The 22333-nt window shown below is 63.2% G+C and carries 23 protein-coding genes; 15 read left to right on the top strand and 8 right to left on the bottom strand.

Going from position 1 to position 22333, the window contains the following annotated elements; genetic code table 11:
* Positions 1 to 4 precede the first annotated feature (4 nt).
* The 5 genes from J1C56_RS11900 to J1C56_RS11880 all read left to right on the top strand — a co-directional run bounded on the left by J1C56_RS11900 (position 5) and on the right by J1C56_RS11880 (position 2958).
* Positions 5 to 406 (top strand): nuclear transport factor 2 family protein, encoded by a 402-nt coding sequence (locus J1C56_RS11900; protein WP_214389308.1) that lies wholly within the window; start codon positions 5 to 7, stop codon positions 404 to 406.
* 87 nt (positions 407 to 493) lie between these two features.
* Positions 494 to 1027 carry an RrF2 family transcriptional regulator gene (locus J1C56_RS11895; RefSeq protein ID WP_214389306.1) on the top strand — a complete coding sequence of 178 codons (534 nt, stop codon included), beginning with the start codon at positions 494 to 496 and terminating at the stop codon, positions 1025 to 1027.
* The gene (locus tag J1C56_RS11890; protein ID WP_214389304.1) at positions 1024 to 1482 is read left to right on the top strand and encodes a carboxymuconolactone decarboxylase family protein; all 459 of its coding nucleotides are present in this window, start codon (positions 1024 to 1026) and stop codon (positions 1480 to 1482) included. Before J1C56_RS11895 ends, J1C56_RS11890 begins: the two co-directional genes overlap by 4 nt.
* Before the next feature lie 59 nt (positions 1483 to 1541).
* Positions 1542 to 1913: a DoxX family protein gene (locus J1C56_RS11885; RefSeq protein WP_214389302.1), complete on the top strand. Its 372-nt coding sequence runs from the start codon at positions 1542 to 1544 to the stop codon at positions 1911 to 1913.
* 49 nt (positions 1914 to 1962) lie between these two features.
* Positions 1963 to 2958 carry an EF-hand domain-containing protein gene (locus J1C56_RS11880; protein ID WP_214389299.1) on the top strand — a complete coding sequence of 332 codons (996 nt, stop codon included), beginning with the start codon at positions 1963 to 1965 and terminating at the stop codon, positions 2956 to 2958.
* A 37-nt stretch (positions 2959 to 2995) separates the two neighbouring features.
* Here J1C56_RS11880 and J1C56_RS11875 read toward each other — a convergent pair whose 3' ends face one another.
* On the bottom strand, positions 2996 to 3631 hold the full coding sequence (locus J1C56_RS11875; protein WP_214390247.1) for a TetR family transcriptional regulator C-terminal domain-containing protein: 636 nt from the start codon (positions 3629 to 3631) through the stop codon (positions 2996 to 2998).
* 239 nt (positions 3632 to 3870) lie between these two features.
* On the opposite strand from J1C56_RS11875, the gene aptA reads away from it, so the two are divergent.
* From aptA to J1C56_RS11835, 8 genes are all read left to right on the top strand, one after another.
* Positions 3871 to 5199: an omega-aminotransferase AptA gene (gene aptA / locus J1C56_RS11870; protein WP_214389297.1), complete on the top strand. Its 1329-nt coding sequence runs from the start codon at positions 3871 to 3873 to the stop codon at positions 5197 to 5199.
* On the top strand, positions 5196 to 5495 hold the full coding sequence (locus J1C56_RS11865; RefSeq protein ID WP_214389295.1) for a cupin domain-containing protein: 300 nt from the start codon (positions 5196 to 5198) through the stop codon (positions 5493 to 5495). Before aptA ends, J1C56_RS11865 begins: the two co-directional genes overlap by 4 nt.
* Before the next feature lie 11 nt (positions 5496 to 5506).
* Positions 5507 to 6757, top strand: coding sequence for a Zn-dependent hydrolase (locus tag J1C56_RS11860; RefSeq protein WP_214389293.1), 1251 nt, complete (start codon positions 5507 to 5509; stop codon positions 6755 to 6757).
* A gap of 153 nt (positions 6758 to 6910) precedes the next feature.
* Complete coding sequence (gene hydA, locus J1C56_RS11855; protein ID WP_214389291.1) at positions 6911 to 8362, top strand: dihydropyrimidinase; 1452 nt, start codon at positions 6911 to 6913, stop codon at positions 8360 to 8362.
* 257 nt (positions 8363 to 8619) lie between these two features.
* Positions 8620 to 9438: an ABC transporter ATP-binding protein gene (locus J1C56_RS11850; protein ID WP_214389289.1), complete on the top strand. Its 819-nt coding sequence runs from the start codon at positions 8620 to 8622 to the stop codon at positions 9436 to 9438.
* A gap of 6 nt (positions 9439 to 9444) precedes the next feature.
* On the top strand, positions 9445 to 10323 hold the full coding sequence (locus J1C56_RS11845; protein ID WP_214389287.1) for an ABC transporter permease: 879 nt from the start codon (positions 9445 to 9447) through the stop codon (positions 10321 to 10323).
* Positions 10320 to 11453 carry an ABC transporter permease gene (locus J1C56_RS11840; RefSeq protein WP_214389285.1) on the top strand — a complete coding sequence of 378 codons (1134 nt, stop codon included), beginning with the start codon at positions 10320 to 10322 and terminating at the stop codon, positions 11451 to 11453. Before J1C56_RS11845 ends, J1C56_RS11840 begins: the two co-directional genes overlap by 4 nt.
* 51 nt (positions 11454 to 11504) lie before the next feature.
* Positions 11505 to 12479 carry an ABC transporter substrate-binding protein gene (locus tag J1C56_RS11835; RefSeq protein ID WP_214389283.1) on the top strand — a complete coding sequence of 325 codons (975 nt, stop codon included), beginning with the start codon at positions 11505 to 11507 and terminating at the stop codon, positions 12477 to 12479.
* A gap of 230 nt (positions 12480 to 12709) precedes the next feature.
* Here J1C56_RS11835 and J1C56_RS11830 read toward each other — a convergent pair whose 3' ends face one another.
* The 6 genes from J1C56_RS11830 to J1C56_RS11805 form a co-directional block, all read right to left on the bottom strand.
* The gene (locus tag J1C56_RS11830; RefSeq protein WP_214389281.1) at positions 12710 to 14398 is read right to left on the bottom strand and encodes an ArnT family glycosyltransferase; all 1689 of its coding nucleotides are present in this window, start codon (positions 14396 to 14398) and stop codon (positions 12710 to 12712) included.
* Positions 14399 to 14405: 7 nt separating this feature from the next.
* Positions 14406 to 14735, bottom strand: coding sequence for a lipid-A-disaccharide synthase N-terminal domain-containing protein (locus J1C56_RS11825; protein ID WP_067960293.1), 330 nt, complete (start codon positions 14733 to 14735; stop codon positions 14406 to 14408).
* Entirely contained in the window at positions 14732 to 15448 is a 717-nt protein-coding gene (locus J1C56_RS11820) for a glycosyltransferase family 2 protein (RefSeq protein WP_214389279.1), read from the bottom strand. The genes J1C56_RS11825 and J1C56_RS11820 overlap by 4 nt, the downstream gene beginning before the upstream one ends.
* Positions 15449 to 15599: 151 nt before the next feature.
* The gene (locus J1C56_RS11815) at positions 15600 to 17249 is read right to left on the bottom strand and encodes a thiamine pyrophosphate-binding protein (RefSeq protein WP_214389277.1); all 1650 of its coding nucleotides are present in this window, start codon (positions 17247 to 17249) and stop codon (positions 15600 to 15602) included.
* Entirely contained in the window at positions 17246 to 18421 is a 1176-nt protein-coding gene (locus J1C56_RS11810; RefSeq protein ID WP_214389275.1) for a CaiB/BaiF CoA transferase family protein, read from the bottom strand. The genes J1C56_RS11815 and J1C56_RS11810 overlap by 4 nt, the downstream gene beginning before the upstream one ends.
* 96 nt (positions 18422 to 18517) lie before the next feature.
* Complete coding sequence (locus J1C56_RS11805; protein ID WP_214389273.1) at positions 18518 to 19450, bottom strand: alpha/beta fold hydrolase; 933 nt, start codon at positions 19448 to 19450, stop codon at positions 18518 to 18520.
* A gap of 212 nt (positions 19451 to 19662) precedes the next feature.
* Here J1C56_RS11805 and J1C56_RS11800 point away from each other — a divergent pair, with 212 nt between their 5' ends.
* Both J1C56_RS11800 and J1C56_RS11795 read left to right on the top strand, forming a co-directional pair.
* On the top strand, positions 19663 to 20589 hold the full coding sequence (locus tag J1C56_RS11800; protein ID WP_214389271.1) for an ABC transporter ATP-binding protein: 927 nt from the start codon (positions 19663 to 19665) through the stop codon (positions 20587 to 20589).
* The gene (locus J1C56_RS11795; protein WP_214389269.1) at positions 20586 to 21347 is read left to right on the top strand and encodes an ABC transporter permease; all 762 of its coding nucleotides are present in this window, start codon (positions 20586 to 20588) and stop codon (positions 21345 to 21347) included. Before J1C56_RS11800 ends, J1C56_RS11795 begins: the two co-directional genes overlap by 4 nt.
* Positions 21348 to 21362: 15 nt before the next feature.
* On the opposite strand, the gene J1C56_RS11790 is transcribed toward J1C56_RS11795, so the two are convergent.
* Positions 21363 to 22280 (bottom strand): cation diffusion facilitator family transporter, encoded by a 918-nt coding sequence (locus J1C56_RS11790; RefSeq protein ID WP_214389267.1) that lies wholly within the window; start codon positions 22278 to 22280, stop codon positions 21363 to 21365.
* Between the last annotated feature and the right edge of the window lie 53 nt (positions 22281 to 22333).

Below are 22333 nucleotides of genomic sequence, written 5' to 3'. Positions count from 1 at the left end.
AGCCATGGACGACAGGAGCGAGATCGTCGAACTCGCTCTTGCCTGGGCGGAGGCGATCGTTGCCAATGACGCCGCTGCCATTGGCCACTTCATGACCGACGATTGGGTCATCGTCGGCCCCGACGGTGCGACATCCAAAACAGATTTTCTCGCCTTGGTCGCCTCGGGCGACCTCACCCACGATATGATGCGAACTGCCAGCGAACCACGCGTCGAACTCTACGGCGCGACCGCGGTCTACACCGCGCGCGTCGTCAACAGCGGCCATTTTCGCGGTCAGCGTTTTACGGCCGACGAATGGACCAGCGATGTCTTCGCCCGTCACGGAACCGGCTGGAAGTGCGTGCTCAGCCACGTGACGCCGGCGAGCAGGCAAGACGGATCCGGAGCAGAGCTCAACATTTAGGCATCGTCATCAATGAAATTTTTCGTCGTAGCTATTGCGGATAAAATTTATCCAAGATATTAATTATCGACGATAAAGGAGATGGCGATGAAGCTTGGTGATGGCGTGGAGGCGGCGATCCATTGCGCGGCGATGCTGGCCGGAGTCGACGGCGACGGCACGCTGCCCGGCAATGTCATGGCCGTGGCCTTCGGCCTGTCGCCGAGCTACCTGCTCAAGCACCTCAAGGCGCTGACGGGGGCAAGGATCCTGGAATCTGTGCCCGGCCCGAACGGCGGCTACCGCCTGGCGCGGGCGGCGGAAAAAATCACGCTGCTCGACATCGTGCTGGCGATCGAGGGCAGGGAACCGGCGTTTCGCTGCGGCGAGATCAGGCAGAAGGGCAGCTATGCGCTTGACCCGTCGGCCTATGTGAAGCCCTGCGGCATCAATGTCGCCATGCTCAAGGCCGAGCGGGCCTATCGCGCGGCACTTGCTGAAACCAGGCTCTCCGACATCGTCGCCGATTTCAATGCCACCGCGGATCAACGCATCGTCGCCGCCAGTTGCGCCTTCGTGGCACTGAACCAGCGGCCGCAGAACTCCAAGCAAAGACTTATCAACGAAAGGAAGATGCCATGAAACCCAGATTGAATTTCTATACTGCCGCACCCGAGCTGACGAAGCTTCTGGTCTCGCTCAACACCGCCATCAACGAATGTGGGCTCGAAGTCGGCTTGCTGCACCTGATCAAGCTGCGCGCGTCGCAGATCAATGGCTGTTCCTACTGTGTCGACATGCACAGCCGCGAAGCCAAGCACGACGGCGAGACCGAGCAGCGCCTCTGGCTGGTAGCTGCCTGGAAGGAATCGCCGCTGTTCAGCGAGCGCGAGCGCATGGCCTTTGCCTGGACCGAAGCCGTCACCAACATTGCCGATGCGGGTGTTCCGGGGGAACTCTATGCCGAAGCGCAAAAGCACTTCTCGGGAGAAGAGCTGGTCAAGCTGACCATGGCGGTCGGCATGATCAACACATGGAACCGGCTTTGCGTGACGTTCCACGCCGTTCATCCGGTCGCCGAAGCCAAGGCCGCCTGATTCACAAACCAAAAGACGTTTTGCAGCGATCGCCGGAAGGCGGTCGCCATGGGGGACTTATGTTCGACATTTCGACTCTGGCCTTTGTCGGCCGGCTGCTGCTTGGCGGCGCTTTCGTTTTTGCCGGCTTGCGCAACATCGCCAATACCAAACTGCTCACCGGCATGATGACCACTCGCGGCGTGCCGCAGGCAGGGGTGGTCCTTTGGGGCGGGATCGTACTGCAGATCGTTGCCGGCTTGATGCTGATGGTCGGCTTCCACGCAGCCTATGCGGCAGCGGCGCTCATCGTGTTCCTGGTTGCAGGGACGCTGATGTTCCACAATTTCTGGGACCACCAGGGTCCGGATCGCGCCTCCCGGATCAACGGGGTGGTCAGCAACGTGGCTCTGGCCGGCAGTTTCCTGCTGGTGATCGCGGCTGGCCAATAGAGCCGATCGCTGTCGAGAAACTGATTCAGCTCTTTGATCTAAGCCATTCATGCAAAAGCAGGCCGAGGATGCGCGAGGCATCTTCGATCTGCCTCTTTTCGTCGCTGCAAGTGGTGCTTTTTGCTGTGTCCGGACACGAAAACGCCTGCATCGGGACGGCTCTCATGTTTCAATGAACGCTGCGGCCTGTCGTGATTGGCGGGCCGCCAAGCCGACGGCGAAGATGAGACCCGCCATGACCCGAGCTCCCAAGAAAAGCGAAACGCTGGAAATCAGGATCCCGCACGAGACCAAGCAGGCCCTGATGGCCCGCAGCCGTGCCGAGGGCAGACCGGCGAGCGAGGTCGTGCGCAGTTTCATCGACGCCTATCTGGCCGAGGCGGCATGTTCTCCACCCCAGACAGCATGGGAAAGAAGCATGGCCAAGTTTCGCACCTATTCTCGACCCGCAATGGCATTGCTAGCGGCCTTCGTCGCGGTTGGCGGCGTCAGTCTGGCGGTATCGCCGGCGACCGCGCTGCCTGACCTGCAGGCCGCATTCAAGGAGCTCGATGCCGACGGCAACGGCGTCATCAGTTCGAGCGAGTTCGGCAGCGGTACGCTGATCCGCAAGTTCAAGACAGGAGCCGCCGACGCCCCGGAGCCAGAGGCTCGATTGCCGCCTGATACGCCTCCCCCGGGGATGATGTTTGTCATGCGCGCCGCGCCCGGCGCAGCAGGTAGCAAACCGGTCATCCTCGCCGTGCGCGTTCCTGGCAGGGGCGCAGGTCTCGGCAGTCCGACGGAGATCCGTGCCAGCGAGTTCGCGCAGATGGATATCGACCATGACGGTCGGCTGAGCTTCCCCGAATTCGAAGCGCATCATCGCTCGCTTGTCGACAAGGCCTTTGCCGCAGTGGACGCCAACAAGGACGGTTTGCTGTCGGCCAGCGAGCTTGCCCAGGCCAATGCGGGCGATGGCGATGGTCCGGCGCTGATTGCTGCGTTTGACAGCGATGCCGATGGCCGGCTGTCGCGCCAGGAATTCATGGCACCGCGAGGGTAGGAGCGTGGGCCCAACTGGCCGCTGTTTCTTGCGGCGGTCAGTTGGCCTTCGGCTTGAGTCCTTCGAGGAAAAGCTGTTCGAGGAAGCGTGCGGCGTCCTCGAAGCGGCCATCGCCGCCACGGTCGGGGCCGAGCACGGCGCGGACCTGGACGTCGAAATCGGCATAATGCTGGGTCGTCGCCCAGATCGCGAAGATCAAATGCCATGGGTCGGCCTTGGCGACTTTGCCTGCGCGCATCCAGCCCCTGATGACCTCGACCTTCTCGTCCACCAGCGTCTTCAGTTCGCCTTCGAGCATCGCCATGATGCGCGGTGCGCCCTGCAGGATCTCGTTGGCGAAGAGCCGGCTTTCCCGGGGGAAGTCCCGCGCCATTTCGAGCTTGCGCCTGATGTAGCTGCGTAGCTCGGTCATCGGGTCGCCGATATCGTCGAGCTCCTTCAGCGGCGCCAGCCAGGTGTCGAGCAGCCGGTGCATCAGCGTCTCGTGGATGTCTTCCTTGCGGCGGAAATAATAGAGCAAATTGGGCTTCGACATGCCCGCCGCCTCGGCGATCTGGTCGATGGTCGAGCCCCTGAAGCCGTTGGTCGAAAACACCTCCAGCGCGGCCTCGAGGATGACCTCGCGCTTTTCTTTCTGGATGCGGGTGCGACCGCGCGGTGTCGAGCCTTCCATGGTCATCACGTCCCGCATGCGAGGGTGGGTGCCGACGCCATCTGGACCAATCGGCTGGACCAGTTCTTGCCGACCTGTGGAGCGCGCCTCAGAAGCCGCATTTCCGGTAGTAATCCCTTGACCGCCAATGCGGCGGTGCTAACGTTTGTCCAATCGGTCAAAAAATTGCGTAGCATGAAAACGCACCGAAGACCAAGCGTTGGCCGTACCGAACCCGGGGAAGAAAGGAAAGCTTGGTCATGTCGGACAGGCTAAAAGTTACGCCCAACGATCTCAGCGCATTCTGGATGCCGTTCACCTCGAACAGGCAGTTCAAGCAGGCGCCGCGCATGATGGTTGCGGCAAAGGACATGCATTACACGGCCAGCGACGGCCGCAAGATTCTCGACGGCACCGCAGGCCTGTGGTGCGTCAATGCCGGCCACTGCCGGCCCAAGATCACCGAGGCGATCCAGAAACAGGCCGCCGAGCTCGACTATGCCCCGGCGTTCCAGATGGGCCACCCGATCGTCTTCGAACTGGCCAACCGCCTCGTCGACATCGCGCCCAAGGGCATGGACCATGTATTCTTCACCAATTCCGGTTCGGAGTCGGTCGACACGGCCCTCAAGATGGCGATCGCCTATCACCGGGTGAAGGGCGAGGGCGCACGTACCCGTCTCATTGGCCGCGAGCGTGGCTATCACGGCGTCAATTTCGGCGGCATCTCGGTCGGCGGCATCGTCACCAACCGCAAGATGTTCGGTACGCTGCTCGGCGGCGTCGACCACATGCCGCACACACATCTGCCGGCCAAGAACGCCTTCACCAAGGGTGAGCCTGAGTATGGCGCGGAGCTTGCCGACGAACTCGAGCGGATCGTGACACTGCACGACGCCTCGACCATCGCTGCCGTCATCGTCGAGCCGGTCGCCGGCTCCACTGGCGTGCTGATCCCGCCGAAGGGCTATCTGCAGAAACTGCGCGAAATCTGCACCAAGCACGGCATCCTGTTGATCTTCGACGAGGTCATCACCGGTTTCGGCCGCCTCGGCACGCCGTTCGCGTCCGATTACTTCGGCGTCATTCCTGATATCATCACCACCGCCAAGGGTGTCTCCAACGGCGTCATCCCGATGGGCGCGGTGTTCGTGAAGAAGGAAATCCACGACGCCTTCATGACCGGGCCGGAACACCTGATCGAGTTCTTCCACGGCTACACCTATTCGGGCAACCCGATCGCCTCGGCCGCGGCACTCGCCACCCTCGACACCTACAAGGAAGAGGGCTTGCTGACCCGCGGCGCCGAACTTGCGTCTTATTGGGAAGATGCGCTGCATTCGCTGAAGGGCGAACCGCACGTTATCGACATCCGCAATATCGGCCTGATCGGCGCGATCGAGCTGCAGCCGATTGCCGGCAGCCCGAGCAAGCGCGCGTTCTCGGCCTTCGTGAAGGCGTTTGAGCGCGGCGCGCTGATCCGGACCACCGGTGACATCATCGCGCTGTCGCCGCCACTGATCATCACCAACGGCCAGATCAACGAGTTGATCGATCACGTCCGTGAAGTGCTGAGGATGGTGGATTGACCTATCAGGCGCGGCAGCAGGCCACGAGCGAAGTGCTTGTGGACGATGACAAGGTCCGCGTCACGCGCTGGGATTTCGATCCCGGCGCGGAAACACGTTGGCACAGGCATGGCATGGACTATGTCGTGACGACGATCACGCCTTGCTCGTTTCTGCTGGAGGAGCCGGGTGGCGGTGTCAGGCGTGTCGACATGGCTGCCGGCTTGGCCTACAGGCGGGATGAAGGCGTCGAGCACAATGTGGTCAATGGCGGCGACAAGCCGATGTCGTTCGTTGAAGTCGAACTGAAAGCATAAGGGTCCGAACCATGGCCGCACCTGGCGAGAATCTCCGAATCAATTCAGATCGTTTGTGGGATTCGCTGATGGAGATGGCGAAGATCGGACCCGGCATTGCCGGCGGCAACAACCGCCAGACCCTGACCGACGAGGACGGCGAGGGCCGCCATCTGTTCAAGCGGTGGTGCGACGAAGCCGGCCTTGAAATGGGCATCGACGAGATGGGCACGATGTTTGCCCGCCGCGAAGGCACCGACCCCGAAGCGCTGCCGGTCTATGTCGGCAGCCATCTCGACACCCAGCCGACGGGCGGCAAGTTCGACGGCGTGCTCGGCGTGCTCGGCGGGCTTGAGGTGATCCGCTCACTCAACGATCTCGGCATCAAGACGAAGCATCCCATCGTCGTCACCAACTGGACCAACGAGGAAGGCACGCGCTTTGCCCCGGCCATGCTGGCATCGGGCGTGTTTGCCGGCGTGCTCGAGCAGGATTTCGCCTATGCCCGCAAGGACGCGCATGGCAAGAGCTTCGGCGACGAGCTGGAGCGCATCGGCTGGAAAGGCACCGAGAAGGTCGGCGCCCGCAAGATGAAGGCGTTCTTCGAGCTGCATATCGAGCAGGGACCGATCCTCGAGGACGAAGAGATTGAAATCGGCGTCGTCACCCATGGACAGGGCCTGAAGTGGCTGCAGGTGACCTTGACCGGCATGGAAGCACATACCGGCTCGACACCGATGTACAAGCGCCGCAACGCCGGCCTCGGCATGGCGCGGGTGACCGAACTCGTGCACGAGATCGCCATGGACTACCAGCCCGACGCCGTTGGCGCGGTCGGTCACATGGAGGTCTATCCCAACTCGCGAAACATCATCGCCGGGCGTACCGTCTTCACCATCGACATCCGCTCGCCGGAGAAGGAAGTGCTCGATGCCATGGACGGCCGCATCCGCGAGGGTGTGGCGACGATCTGCGAGGCGCTCGACATTTCCTTCGAGATCGAGCAGGTCGGCCACTTCGATCCCGTCGCCTTCGACCCGGATTGCGTCAAGGCCGTGCGCGACGCCGCCGACCGGCTCGGCTACAGCCATCGTGACATCGTCTCGGGCGCCGGCCACGACGCCTGCTGGATCAACCGCGTGGCGCCGACGGCAATGGTGTTTTGTCCCTGCGTCGACGGGCTGAGCCACAACGAAGACGAGGAAATCTATCCCGAATGGGCCGCCGCCGGCTGCGACGTGCTGTTCCATGCCGTGGTGGAGACCGCGGAGATCGTGGAGTGAGTTTTTGGGCCGACATTGCCGCGCTGGCAGCCCTTTCCCATCAAGGGGAAGGGCGGCTTGCGCTTGGCCTGCGTGGAGTGTCTGCCCTTACATGATGTGAAACTTTGCCGAAGCGCTCGCAAAGAAGCGCGGCAGCAATTGGGGAACTGAAGAATGACCAAAGTCATCCGAAACGGCACCGTCGTCACGGCCGACCGGACGTGGAAGGCCGACGTGCTGATCCAGCATGGCAAGATCGTCGCCATCGGCGACAACCTGCATGCCGACCACGAGTTCGACGCCACCGGCTGCTACATCATGCCCGGCGGCATCGATCCGCACACCCATCTCGAAATGCCGTTCATGGGCACCTATTCGGCCGACGACTTCGAGAGCGGCACGCGCGCCGCACTTTCCGGCGGAACGACGATGGTTGTCGATTTCTGCCTGCCGTCGCCCGGCCAGTCGCTGCTCGAAGCGCTGCAGATGTGGGACAACAAGACCTCGAAGGCCTGTTCCGACTACTCGTTCCACATGGCGATCACCTGGTGGGGCGAGCAGGTGTTCAACGAGATGGCCCAGGTCGTCGACAAGGGCATCACCTCGTTCAAGCATTTCATGGCCTACAAGGGCGCGCTGATGGTCGACGACGACGAGATGTACTCGTCGTTCAAGCGCTGCGCCGAGCTTGGCGCGCTGCCGCTGGTGCATGCCGAAAACGGCGACGTCGTCGCCCAGCTGTCGGCCAAGCTGCTGGCCGAGGGCAACAATGGCCCCGAGGCGCACGCCTATTCGCGCCCGCCGGAAGTCGAGGGCGAGGCGACCAACCGCGCCATCATGATCGCCGACATGGTGGGTTCGCCGCTTTACGTCGTGCACACCTCCTGCGAACAGGCGCATGAGGCGATCCGCCGGGCTAGGCAGAAAGGCATGCGCGTCTATGGCGAGCCGCTGATCCAGCATCTGGTGCTCGACGAGACCGAATATTTCAACAAGGACTGGGACCACGCGGCGCGCCGGGTGATGAGCCCGCCCTTCCGCAACAAGCTGCACCAGGATTCCTTGTGGGCCGGCCTGCAGGCGGGCTCGCTGCAGGTGGTGGCGACCGACCATTGCTCGTTCACCACTGATCAGAAGCGTACCGGTGTCGGCAACTTCACCAAGATCCCCAACGGCACGGGCGGTCTCGAGGACCGCATGCCGGTGCTGTGGACCAAGGGCGTCAACACCGGGCGCCTCACGATGAACGAGTTCGTGGCGGTGACCTCGACCAACATCGCCAAGATCCTCAACATGTATCCGAAGAAGGGCGCGATCGTTGAAGGTGCCGATGCCGACATCATCGTCTGGGACCCGAAGCGCAAGAAGACCATCGCGGCGAAGAGCCAGCAGTCGGTCATCGACTACAACGTCTTCGAGGGCATCGAGGTGACCGGCCTGCCGCGCTTCGTCTTCACCCGTGGCGAGCTGGCGATCCAGGAGCACGAGGTCAGGGCTCATCCCGGTCATGGCGAGTTCGTTGCCCGCGAGCCGCACGCCGCGGTCAACCGGGCGCTGTCGCAGTGGAAAGAGATCACCGCGCCGCGCAAGGTCGAACGGACAGGCATTCCGGCGACCGGGGTCTAGGCGACTTGCGGCGGCCGGCGATCGCGGGCCGCCGGGACATGCTTGCGGCCGCTGTCGGCTCTCGCTGCGGCCGTAACGACCTGCAACACGTGCAGGCGATTTCCAAACGTACCGAACAGGGATGGCGACCGCGTCTGGCGGTCGCAAGGATGGCGCAGGAACCAGCCCGGTTTCACAGGCCAGGAAAAACATCCCGATCAAGTGGACGCCTCCCTCAACTTCGGAGAGGATGGCATGATGTGGGGTAAAGTCGGGCAATGCTCATGACAGTCAATCAAGCCACGGCGACAAGCGTCGGTAGCGCCGTCGTCGAAGCCAGAAAGCTGGGGCTGACCTTCCAGACCAATGACGGCCCGGTGCGGGCGTTGTCGGACGTCAATCTGACCATCAACAAGGGCGAGTTCGTCTCCTTCATTGGGCCTTCAGGCTGCGGCAAGACGACGTTCCTGCGGGTGATCGCCGATCTCGAGCAGCCGACCGAAGGCACGATTTCGATCAATGGCATGACGCCCGAACAGGCGCGCCAGGCCCGCGCCTATGGCTATGTCTTCCAGGCAGCGGCGCTGTTTCCGTGGCGGACCATCGAGAGCAATGTCGGGCTGCCGCTCGAGATCATCGGCCTGTCCAAGGCCGAGCAGCAGGAGCGCATCAAGCGCACGATGGATCTGGTCAATCTCACCGGCTTCGAGAAGAAGTATCCCTGGCAGCTCTCAGGCGGCATGCAGCAGCGCGCCTCGATCGCGCGCGCGCTCGCCTTCGACGCCGATCTTCTGCTGATGGACGAGCCGTTCGGCGCGCTCGACGAGATCGTGCGCGACCATCTCAACGAGCAGTTGCTCAGGCTGTGGCGGCAGACCAACAAGACGATCTGCTTCGTCACCCACTCGATCCCCGAGGCCGTCTACCTGTCGACACGCATCGTCGTCATGTCGCCGCGCCCGGGCCGGGTCACCGACGTCATCGAGTCGACGCTGCCCACGGAGCGGCCGCTCGACATCCGCGAGAGCCCGGAATTCCTGGCGATCGCAGCGCGTGTCCGTGACGGGCTGCGCGCCGGCCATTCCTACGAGGATTGAGCCGCGATGGATCGCCTCAGAGACCGGGTTTTTCCCGTCATCGCCATCCTGCTGGTCATCGTCGCGGCATGGTATGCGTTCGCCGTCTACATGAACGCGCCGTTCCAGCGCGATCTCGACCGGCGCGCAGGCCTGACACCAGGCACCGTGGAATTCATCGGCAAGACGTTGTCGCAGCCGAAGCCGACGATGCCCGCACCACACCAGGTGGCGCAGAATTTCTTTGAAAACACCTTCTTGCGGAAGGTGACCAGCGCGCGCAGCCTCGTCTACCATTCGTGGGTGACGCTGTCGTCGACACTGCTCGGCTTCACCTTCGGTACCGCCCTCGGCATCCTGATCGCCGTCGGCATCGTCCATGTCATTGCGCTCGACCGCTCGCTGATGCCGTGGATCATCGCCTCGCAGACGATCCCGATCCTTGCTGTGGCACCGATGATCATCGTGGTGCTGGCGGCGATCGGCATCACCGGGCTGATCCCCAAGGCGCTGATCTCGACCTATCTGTCATTCTTCCCCGTCGCCGTCGGCATGGTGAAGGGGCTGCGTTCGCCGGACCTCATGCATCTCGACCTGATGCACACTTACAATGCCAGCGCATCACAGACCTTCTGGAAGCTGCGCGTGCCGGCCTCGGTGCCATTCCTGTTCGCCTCGATGAAGGTCGCGGTGGCGGCGAGCCTTGTCGGCGCCATCGTCGGCGAGTTGCCGACAGGTGCTGTTGCCGGCATCGGCGCCAAGCTGCTCGCCGGCTCCTACTACAGCCAGACCATCGAAATGTGGGCGGCACTCGTCGCCGGCTCAGTGGTGGCGGCACTGCTGGTCGTGCTCGTCGGCTTCGTCGGCAGAGTTGTCGAACGTTCGATGGGAGGGCGGCCGGCATGATGAATTCCAAGCCGTCCTGGCAAGTCTTGCTGGCTTTGGTGCTGTGCACCATCGCCATGGCCACCATGCCGATGCTGGCGAGCGAAGCTACAGCGCCGATGTCGAACGGCACGACGACACTTGTCATCGGGCTGATCGCTTTGAGTGGCGTGGCCTCCTTCGCCATGTTTTCCGGCCTTGCCAGCGCCGCCGTGCTCTTCGTCGGAGCGCATGGGGCGGCCTGGTTGCTGATATCAGGCATATCAGGCAATGAAGGCACGGCGCGGATGCCGTACTTCCTGCTGCTTGCCGCCGCCTGGCTGCTGGCCTGGCGCTGCGTCGCCGTGCTGTCGGCCATCAGGCCGGTGTCCAAGCAGGTCAGGACATTCCTGCGCCTGCTGATCCCGGCGATCTTCGGCGCGTGGATCCTGATCATATGGGAAGCGGTAACGCGGGGTGCGGGGGTTCCGTTCATCCTGTTGCCGCCGCCAAGCGCCATTGCCGCGCGCATCGGCAATTCGCTGCCCATCCTTTTGGCCGACGTGCGCCAGACGATCTTTAAGGCGGTGCTGTTCGGCTACATCGTCGGTTGCGCCTCGGGGTTCATCGTGGCGATCCTGGCGGACCGCGTGCCGTTCCTGCGCCGGGGGCTTTTGCCGATCGGCAACATGGTTTCGGCGCTGCCGATCATCGGCGTCGCCCCGATCATGGTGATCTGGTTCGGCTTCGAGTGGCAGTCCAAGGCCGCCGTGGTCATCATCATGACCTTCTTCCCGATGCTGGTGAACACTGTCGCCGGCCTCACCGCATCGGGCCACATGGAGCGCGACCTGATGCGCACCTACGCCTCCAACTACTGGCAGACGCTGTTCAAGCTGCGCCTGCCGGCGACCGCGCCCTTCATCTTCAACGCGTTGAAGATCAACTCCACGCTGGCGCTGATCGGCGCCATCGTCGCCGAATTCTTCGGCACGCCGATCGTCGGCATGGGCTTCCGCATCTCGACCGAGATCGGGCGCATGAATGTCGACATGGTCTGGGCGGAGATCGCAGTTGCGGCTCTGGCCGGTTCCGTCTTCTATGGCGTGGTCGCCCTGATCGAGAGGGCCACCACTTTCTGGCATCCGTCTGTCCGTGGTGGGCGGGCGTGACCTGAGCTCCTTGGGCGGGGCCGCGGTCCAACTTCAGAGGGAAAAAAGAAGATGAAAAGACTGATGGTATCGTTGATGGCGGGAGCGATGTCGCTGGCCGCCGCGCAGGCGGCACTTGCCGCCGACAAGGTGACGCTGCAGCTCAAATGGGTGACGCAGTCGCAGTTTGCCGGCTACTACGTCGCCAAGGAGAAGGGTTTCTATAGCGAGGAAAACCTCGACGTCGACATCAAGCCGGGCGGTCCCGACATCGCGCCAGAGCAGGTGATCGCCGGCGGCGGCGCCGACGTCATCGTCGACTGGATGGGCGGCGCGCTTGCGGCCCGCGAAAAGGGCGTCGGCCTGGTCAACATCGCCCAGCCCTACAAGAAGGCCGGCATGGAGCTGGTCTGCCCGAAGGACGGCCCGGTCAAGACCGAAGCCGATTTCAAGGGCAAGACGCTGGGCGTCTGGTTCTTCGGCAACGAGTATCCGTTCTTCGCCTGGATGAACAAGCTTGGCCTGTCGACCGAAGGCGGCGCCGATGGCGTGACGGTGCTGAAGCAGAGCTTCGACGTGCAGCCGCTGATCCAGAAGCAGGCCGACTGCATCTCGGTCATGACCTACAACGAGTACTGGCAGCTGATCGACGCCGGCTTCAAGCCGGAAGAGCTGACCGTCTTCAACTACACCGCCATGGGCAACGACCTGCTCGAGGATGGTCTCTATGCCATGGAAGACAAGCTCAAGGACCCGGCCTTCGAAGACAAGATGGTTCGCTTCGTGCGCGCCTCGATGAAGGGCTGGAAATATGCCGTCGACAATCCTGACGAGGCCGCCGGCATCGTCGTCGACAATGGCGGCCAGGACGAAAACCACCAGAAGCGGATGATGGGCGAAGTGGCCAAGCTGATCGACAATGCCGATGGCAAGCTGGTCGAAGCGGCCTACAAGCGCACGGCTGAAGCGCTGCTGGCGCAGAAGATCATCACCAAGGAGCCTTCGGGCGCCTGGACTTCGGCGATCACCGACAAGGCGATCAAGTAAGGTATTGATGATCTGAAATCGGCAAAAGGGGCGGGAAACCGCCCCTTTTTCTTTGAGGTTGAAGTGCGTCCTTCGAGGCTCGCCTTTCAGGCGAGCACCTCAGGATGAGGGAAGTTGGCGCTATGCTCCTCTGAGAAGTGCTGCAGCAGCAACGGTCCTCATCCTGAGGTGCGAGCGCAGCGAGCCTCGAAGGACGCACGACAGGGCGCGCCCAACGGGCAAGCGGAAGCCTACTTCGCCAAGGTGTAGAAGGTCAGCGTGCGCGGTTCGCCCTTGGAGTAGTTCATGCCTTCGATGATGCCGCGCTGCCTGGGTGCGTCCACGCCGCCTGGGATGGCGGCAAGGAAGGCCTTGCTCTCGGCTTCGGCGACGACAGCGATGGCGCAGGCGGGATCGGCGATCAGCGCTGCCGCTGCTCCCTTGCCGTCGGTCAGCTGGGTGTTGGTGCCGGTGAGGAAGACAAGGCTCGGTTCGCCATAGCCCGCGGAAGCCAGCACCGAAGCCGGGCATGGTTTCAGCTTCTCGAAACGCTCCGCGATCTGCGGGCTGAGCCATAGCGGCTTGAGCGGCGGCAGGATTTTCCACGTCAGCACGCCGAAAACCGCCGCAGCCGCCGCCGAGGCGAAGGCGACACGCTTGACCGGGTCCATGCCGTCGGGCGCGCCGATGCCGTAGCGCGCGGCGATCAGGACCAGCACGGCGGCGAGCAGCCCCCACCAGGAGACATAGCCGAGGAAGTAGGGCGTGATGCCAAAGGCGATTGCCGCAAGGCCGATGCTGATGCCGAACATGCCGAATGCGCAGGCGCGGCGCAGCCAGAACTGCCAGCGCGACAGCTCGATGCTGGCCGCCGACTTGGAGGTCAGCACCCATGCCATCAGCAGGATCATCGCCGGATAGGCCGGTAAGGCGTAGTGTGGCAGCTTGGTCGGAATTAGCTCGATCGCCACCCAGTAGGGCAGGTACCAGGCGAGGCAGAACAGCAGGCGCGGGTCCTGGCGGAAGCGATTGAGCGCCTTGAGCCCGCCTTCGAGCGCGACCAGCGCGAAGGGCCACATGAACAGCGAGTAGGTCAGGAAGTAGTAGCCGGGCGGGAAGCCGTGCGACTCCTGGCCGGAGCCTACCTTGCTCAACAGGTCCTTGCCGACCGATTCCTGCCAGAAAGCGCTGCCGGTCTTGAGCGTGATCAGGATCAGCCAAGGGGCTGCGACCAGCAATGTCAGCAGGATGCCGGGGAGCGGCTTCAGCTTGCGCAGCCAGGAGCGGTCGCGGTCGAAGATGGCGATGGCCGCAATCGTCAGCACGCTCATGAACGGGATGACCGGGCCCTTGATCAGGATCGACAGGCCCTGGGCTATCCAGAACCACCAATGCGCGCGTCCCTGCGGCTTGCCGGCCTTGTGGCCGAGATAGATCGTGGCGAGTGCGCCTTGGGCGAGCAGGGCGGTGGCAAGCAGCGTCGCGTCGGTCTTGGCGATGCGGGCTTCGACGCCGAGCATCAGGATGCCCATCATGCCGAGGCCGGCGATGACGCCAGCGGTTCGGCCGAACATGCGGTCGCCGATGAAGGCAAGCGCCAGCACGGAGAAGGTGCCGGCGAGCACCGAAATCAGCCGGTAGACCCAGATCGGGGCATCGCTGCCCTGGCCGCTCAGCAGCACTGCCGTCGACTGCAGCCAGTAGATGCCGGCAGGCTTCTTGTAGCGCGGCACGTCCTGGAAGCGGATGTCGACATAGTCTGCGCTCTCAACCATCTGCTTGGTCGCCTGGACGAAGCGCGACTCGTCGCGGTCGGTCGGCGGCAAGGTCGAGGTGCCCGGCACGAAGGCGAAGAGGGCAAGCAATGCCAGGAGAAGATAAGTCAGCGGCGACAACGTCTTGCGGGGCGTTGCGGAGGTTTTGATTCCGGTCGTCGACATGCCGTGGTCAGTCCGTCTTGGACATGGCCAGGCGCCGCTCATTGGCGATCAGCCAGAGATTGCGGATGTAGATAAACAGGCCGAGCCCCTGGCCGGCGATGAAGACCGGGTCCTGGCGCTTGATCGCGTAGATCAGCAGCAGCGCGCCGCCGCCGAGCGAGAAGAACCAGAAGGCGATCGGCACGACCGAGCGCTTGGCGCGCTCGGAGGCGAGCCACTGCACCACGAAGCGCATGGTGAAGAAGCCCTGGGCAACGAAGCCGAGCAGGATCCAGCCGTCGAACTGGGCGATGAAGACATCGTGCAGCCAGGTGCCGAGTTCCGAGATCAGGTTCATTGGCCAAGCTCCGTGACTGATGGCACGACCTTGCGGCGGCGGCGCAACCACCACACGCCGAAGAGATCGAGGATGCCGCGCAGGCCGCGATCGAGGATGCCATAATTGGATTTGCCGTGGATGCGCGAGCGGTCGACGACGTCGACATGGACCACGCCACGGCCTTCGCGCAGGGCGAGTGCCGGCAGGTAGCGATGCCAGCCGTCGAAGAACGGCAGCTGGCGGAACAGGTCGGTGTGCAGCGCCTTGAGGCCGCAGCCCGAGTCGCGGGTGCCGTCGCGCAGAATCATTTCGCGCAGGCCGTTGGCGAAGCGCGAGGACAGCTGCTTGAGCTTGGTGTCGGTACGCTTGAGGCGCTGGCCGGCGGCGATGCCGACGGAGGGGCCGGCGGCGACGAGTGCGTCGGCGAGCTTGGGCAGGTAGGCCGGATCGTTCTGGCCATCGCCGTCCATGGTGACGACGATTTCGCCTTTCGCGGCGAAGACGCCAGAGCGCACGGCGGCACTTTGACCGGCCGAGCGGTCGTGCCTGACGTGACGCAGGCGACCTGCGGCGCGGGCAAGCTCGGCGAGAACCTCAGGCGTGCGGTCGGTCGAGCCGTCGTCGACGACGATCACCTCGTAGTCACGGCCGGCCATCGCGGCATGAACCTCGCCGACCAGAATGGGCAGGTTCTCGGCTTCGTTCTTGCACGGAATGACGATTGAAATCATCAGTTTGCCTGGGGAAAGTTACGTCAGGATGGCGAAATGCGCGGCCTCAATAGCACAAAGCCACGCATTTGCCACGATGGTTACACTTTCCCCAAGGCAAGTCCCACTTGTCCGCTGAGGGCAAGGTCCGCGTTTGTCCCCAGGGCAATCGTCAGCGCTTGTCCCTGATGTCGCTCAGCGTGCGCGTCGGCGTGATCGCCTCGGCATCTAGCTTGATCTCGATGATCGCCGGCTTGCCGCTGGCGCGCGCGCGTTCGAAGGCAGGCGCGAACTCGTCGGTTTCGCGCACCGTCTCGCCATGGCCGCCATAGGCGCGGGCAAGGGCGGCGAAATCCGGGTTCCTGAGGTCGGTTGCCTCGACGCGGCCGGGATACTCACGCTCCTGGTGCATGCGGATGGTGCCGTAGATGCCGTTGTTGACGACGATCACGATGATCGGAATGTTGTATTGCACGGCGGTGGCGAATTCCTGGCCGTTCATCATGAAGCAGCCGTCGCCGGCAAAGGCGACGACCTCGCGATCGGGGAACAGGCCCTTGGCGGCGACCGCAGCCGGCGTGCCATAGCCCATGGAGCCCGATGTCGGCGCGCCCTGGGTGGCGAAGCGGCGGAAGCGGTGGAAGCGATGCACCCAGGTGGCATAGTTGCCGGCACCGTTGGTCAGGATGGCGTCCTCGGGAAGGACCTTTTCCAGCCAGTTCATGATCGGGCCCATCTGCACGGCGCCTGGGCCGGTGAGCGGTGGCGTCGACCATTCGAGATAGGCGGCGTGCAGCGCCTTGGTGGCCTCGGCCCAGGCCGGCCTGGCGGCAGGCTTGCGTTTTGCGAAGGCCTCGACGAAAGCAGCCGGCGAGGCGTTGATGGCGATGGTCGGGCGATAGACGCGGCCGAGCTCATTGGCATCGGCATGGACGTGAACGAGCTTCTGATCCGGGTAGGGGCTCTTGATCAGCGTGTAGTCGGAGGACGGCATTTCGCCGAAGCGACCACCGATCAAAAGCACCAGATCGGCGTCCTTGATCGCCTTGGCGATCTTGGGGTTGACGCCGATGCCGACGTCGCCGGCGTAGTTTTCGTGCAGATGGTCGAACAGCATCTGGCGGCGGAAGGAAACGCCAACGGGCAGCGCCCAGGTTTCCGAAATCTTCTTGATCCGCTCGACGGCCTCGGCATTCCAGCGGGTGCCGCCGAGGATGACGAAGGGGTTTTTGGCGCCGTTGAGCAGTTCCTCGAGTTTGGAGAGTTCCTCTTCGCCCGGCCGTGTTTCGACAGCCACGGCAGGAAGGGCCACCGGCGCTTCGACTTCGCTGGTCAGCATGTCTTCCGGCAGCGAGATGACCACTGGGCCGGGACGGCCGGACGTTGCCACGGAGAAGGCGCGGGTGACCAATTCGGGAATGCGCGCGGCGTCGTCGATTTCGACCACCCACTTGGCGATATCGCCGAAGAAGCGGCGGTAATTGACCTCCTGGAAGGCCTCGCGCTCCTTGGCGTGGCTCGCCACCTGGCCGATAAACAGGATCATCGGGATCGAATCCTGCATGGCGATGTGGACGCCTGCGGATGCGTTGGTGGCGCCGGGGCCACGGGTGACGAAGCAGATGCCTGGCTTGCCAGTGAGGCGGCCATGGCAATCGGCCATCATCGCAGCACCTCCCTCCTGGCGGCAGACGATGCTGCGGATCTTTGAATCATGCAGCGCGTCGAGCACGGCGAGATAGGATTCGCCCGGCACGCAATACATGCGGTCGACGCCATTGGCCTCGAGCGCGTCGACGATCAGTTGTCCGCCGGTCTTCATTTCGCAGTCTTCTCCAGTTCGGCAAGGATCTCAGCGGTGTGTTGCCCGAGGCGCGGCGACGGGCGGTCATAGGCGAGCGGGGTCTCCGACATGACCATCGGCGCGCGCACCGACGGCAGCTTGTTGCCGTGGCCGTCGTCGAGGTCCATGCGCATGCCGCGCGCGATCGCCTGCGGGTCGGCGAAGGCCTGGCCGATGGTGTTGATCGGGCTCGCCGGCACGCCTGACGCTTCGAGCCTGGCAAGCAGCTCCTCGCGTCCGAAGCCGGCGAGCGCCGCGACGATCTTCTCGCGCAAGGCGACACGATTGGCGACGCGCGCCGAATTGGTGGCGAAGAGCGGGTCGGTCGCGATGGCTTCGAGGCCGACGATGGCGCAGAACTTCTGGAACTGGCCGTCATTGCCGACGGCCAGGATAAAGTGCCCGTCACTTACCGGCAGCACTTCGTAAGGCGAGATGTTGGGGTGGGCATTGCCCATCTGCACCGGCGAATTGCCCGAGACCAGGTAATTCAGGTTCTGGTTGGCGAGCACCGACATCTGGGCGTCGAACAAGGCCATGTCGACATGCTGGCCCTGGCCGGTGGCCTCGGCGTGGCGTAGTGCCGCCTGGATGGCGATGACGGAATAAAGCCCGGTGAAGATGTCGGTGACGGCGACGCCGACCTTCTGCGGCTCGCCGCCGGCTGGACCGGTGATCGACATTAGGCCCGACATGCCCTGGACGATGAAGTCGTAGCCGGCGCGCGGCGCGTAGGGGCCATCCTGGCCGAAGCCGGTGATCGAGCAGTAGACGAGCCTGGGATTGATCTTCTTCAGGCTGTCATAGTCGAGGCCGTATTTCTTGAGGCCGCCGAGCTTGAAATTCTCGATCAGCACGTCGGCGTCGGCGACGAGCTTGCGCACGATCTCGGCACCCTCCGGCGTCGAGAAGTCGAGCGCGATCGAGCGTTTGCCGCGGTTGCACGAGTGGTAGTAGGCGGCCGAGAGGTTTTCGCCGTCATGGCCGGTGACGAAGGGCGGGCCCCATTTGCGCGTGTCGTCGCCGCCATCAGGGTTTTCGACCTTGATGACGTCGGCGCCGAGATCGGCCAGCAATTGCCCGGCCCAGGGGCCGGCGAGGATGCGGGCGAGTTCGATGACGCGGATTCCGTGAAGAGGCGGATTGCTCATGAGGCACCAGAAGTCATTTCAGAAGATTGTACACAATTGGCTCTAGCAGGAGTCCCGATTGGCCGCCACAGCGTTGCACTGGGCCAGTCCTGCCGTTCACCGGGAGAACGTGCGGTCGAGCCAGCCGGCGAAATCGGCCATGATTGGTTCGCGGTTGATCTCGTTCAGGCTTTCGTGGCGGGTCTCGGGATAAACCTTTGAAACGAGATTCGAAAAACCCATCCGCCGCATGCGCGCTGCCAGCGCTTCGACCGCCTTGCCGCCGTCGGTTGCCGGGTCACGCTGACCGCCGACGAGATTGAACGGCAGGTCCCTTCGCACGCTTGCAAAGTTGCGGTCGTCGGCACCGGCGAAGACGAGGTCGAAGACGTCGATCCACATCGACACCGATGCATCCCAGCCGCAGAGCGGGTCGGCGACATAGGCGTCGACTTCGGCCTCGTCGCGCGACAGCCAGTCGAACTCGGTGCGGCGGTTGGGAATCTTCTTCGCCCAGTCGCCGAAGGTCAGCTTGGGCAGCATGCGGGAGGGCACGTCCGAGCCCAGCCGGAAACGCTCGAAGGCGAGGATCGCCTGGGCCAGGCGGCCGAGGATGCCGGCGGAGAAATTGGCATTCCAGATCGTGGCGGCGGCAACGCGGTCGGAGTGGCGCAGGACGAAGTTGAGTGCGATCAGCCCGCCCATCGAATGGCCGAAAATGACGACCGGCAGGCCGGGATGCTGTTCGGCGATGCGGTCATGCACCGCCCCGACGTCAGCGACCACAAGTTCCATGCCGTTCTTTTGGGCGAAACGGCCCCTGGGCGCGTCAGGGGCAGTGGTCGCACCATGGCCGCGATGATCATGCGCGTAGACATGGTAGCCCCGTGCGGCAAGGAAATCGGCGAAACCGGCGTAGCGCGCCGCATGCTCGGCGAGGCCGTGATTGACCTGGACCACGGCGCGGGCAGGGGCCTCGGCGCGCCTGACGTAGAGATTGAGCTTTGCCCCGGTCGGAGAGGCAAGCGTGGAACTGGTATCGAATGGCATTTGTAGTCTCCCCCTGACCGGACTGTTGGGGAAGTGCGGCGCGCGCGTCAAGGCCGGCGGACGGCGTTGCACAGCGACAATGTCAGGAGGTGTCACGACGACCCTTGTTCGGTGGAAGCCAGCCCATATATTCCGCTAACCCCAGAACCGGCCGGCCCCGCCGGCATTTTTTGCGTCTTTCCTTCTCATTCCCAGCTGAAGTGATGCTCGTCATGCAGCCGATTATTTCCGTTTCCAATCTTTCCAAGACCTATGCGTCGGGTTTCTCGGCGCTGAAGAACATCAATCTGGACATTCGACGCGGCGAAATCTTCGCGCTGCTGGGCCCCAACGGGGCCGGCAAGACGACGCTGATCAGCGTCATCTGCGGCATCGTCAATCCGTCTCAGGGCACTGTACTGGCCGACGGACACGACATCGTTCGCGACTACCGCGCGGCGCGCTCGCTCATCGGACTGGTGCCGCAGGAGCTGACGACCGATGCCTTCGAGACGGTTTGGGCGACGGTGAGCTTCAGCCGCGGCCTGTTCGGCAAGCCGGCGAACCCCGCCCACATCGAAAAGATCCTCAAGGACCTGTCGCTGTGGGACAAGAAGGACAACAAGATCATCACGCTGTCGGGCGGCATGAAGCGCCGCGTGATGATTGCCAAGGCGCTGTCGCACGAGCCGCAAATCCTGTTTCTCGACGAACCGACGGCGGGCGTCGATGTCGAGCTGAGGCGTGACATGTGGGAGGTCGTGCGGCTGCTGCGCGAAACCGGCGTCACCATCATCTTGACCACACACTATATCGAGGAAGCCGAGCAGATGGCCGACCGCGTCGGCGTCATCAGCCATGGCGAGATCATCCTTGTCGAGGACAAGGCGGAGCTGATGCGCAAGCTTGGCCGCAAGCAGCTGACACTGCAGCTGCAGCACCCGCTCGAACATGTGCCCCCGGCACTTTCGAGCCATGGGCTCGAACTGTCCGACGATGGCAACGAGCTCGTCTATACCTACGACACCCAAGGCGAGCGGACGGGCATCACAGCCCTGCTCAAGGACCTCAACGACGCCGGAATCCGCTTCCGCGACCTGCAGACCAAGCAGAGCTCGCTCGAAGAGATTTTCGTCAATCTGGTGAGTGAACGGCGATGAATTTTTACGCGATCCGCGCAATCTACCTGTTTGAAATGGCGCGCACCTGGCGCACGCTGCTGCAAAGCATCGTTTCGCCCGTCATCTCGACCTCTCTGTATTTCGTCGTCTTCGGCGCTGCCATCGGTTCGCGCATCAGCGAGATCAACGGCATCAGCTACGGCGCTTTCATCGTGCCGGGCCTGGTCATGCTGTCGCTGTTGACCCAGAGCATCTCCAACGCGTCGTTCGGCATCTATTTCCCGAAATTCGTAGGCACCATCTACGAGCTCCTGTCGGCACCGGTGTCCTATCTGGAGATCGTCATCGCCTATGTCGGGGCGGCGGCGTCCAAGTCGATCATCCTCGGGCTGATCATCCTGGCCACTGCGGCCCTGTTCGTGCCTCTGCAGGTCCAGCATCCGGTCTGGATGTTGCTGTTTCTGGTGCTGACGGCGGTGACCTTCAGCCTGTTCGGCTTCATCATCGGCATCTGGGCGCGCAGCTTCGAGCAACTGCAGCTGGTGCCGCTGCTGATCGTCACCCCGCTGACCTTCCTGGGCGGCAGCTTCTACTCCATAGACATGCTGCCGCCGTTCTGGCGCACGGTGTCGCTGTTCAACCCGGTGGTCTATCTGGTCAGCGGTTTCCGCTGGAGCTTCTTCGGCATATCGGACGTCAATGTCGGCATCAGCCTCGGCATGACGCTGGTGTTCCTGGCAGCCTGCCTTGCCGCGGTCTGGTGGATCTTCCGGACCGGCTGGCGCATCAAGGTGTAGCGGAAGGGCGGAGGTTTACTCCGCCCATTCCTTGTCGGCGGTGAAGGCGATCGTCAGCCAGCGGTCGGGACCTTCATCGCCAAGCGCGTCGCCGATCTCGTTGCGCAAGGCGTCCCATTCCTCGATGGTCTTGGCGGGCCAGCCGGGCGGCACGATGAAATAAAGCTCGACCTGCATCAGGCGACCGACCTTGGCGACATAGGCACGATAGGAAACGAAGCCGTGCTTTGTCACGGTTGCCCGCGCAACCTCGTCGACATGCGCCTTGAGCGTTTCCGGCGTGATCAGCAAAATGTCGGAGAAAGCCTGGCGGACTGTGCCGATGGGCATCGGGATGATGACCAGGCAGACAAGCGCCAGCACGGCGGGATCGACATAGGGTGCCGTCCAGGCAAGCTCGGTGCCTTCGACCAGCCATCCGCCGATGAAGGCAACCAGCAACGCTGCGGTAATACCGCCCGACATCATCCAGGCGGTGACGTCGAGGCGCACGAAGTCGGATTGGATCGTCCGGTTGGCGCGGCTGCCAATGAAGGCCATGGTCAGGCAGGCCGCAAGCGTGACCGCCGCATAGATGATGGCGTAGTCAAATTCGAGGTGGTGTCCGCCAGCAAGCAGATTGGCGATGGCATTGATCAGCGCATAGCAGGACACACTGATCAGGACGATGCCGTTGAGGCCGAGCACGATGGGCTCAAGGTGCCAGAAACCAAACGAGAAGCGCTTGTGCAAACGACGATTGTGATTGGCGTTGCTGGTGATCAGGCGGGCGACGATCAGCGCCAGGATGGTCATCGTCGCATCGGCGAGCGAGTAGGCGCCGTCGAAAGCGATCGAAAACGAGCCGCTGAGGACACCGAAGACGATGCCGAACAGCGCGACAACAAACGTCACGGCGATCGACATCCGAAGCAGATTGGTTTCGGTTTTCATGCCTCAGCTATGAAATAGCCGCTTGCCGATGTCCACCGTTGGCGGATTTGAGG

Source organism: Aminobacter anthyllidis (genome assembly GCF_018555685.1).
Taxonomy (GTDB): Bacteria; Pseudomonadota; Alphaproteobacteria; order Rhizobiales; family Rhizobiaceae; genus Aminobacter; species Aminobacter anthyllidis.
Note: the sequence above shows the minus strand (reverse complement) of the source record. Positions and strands in the feature narration are given on the sequence as shown.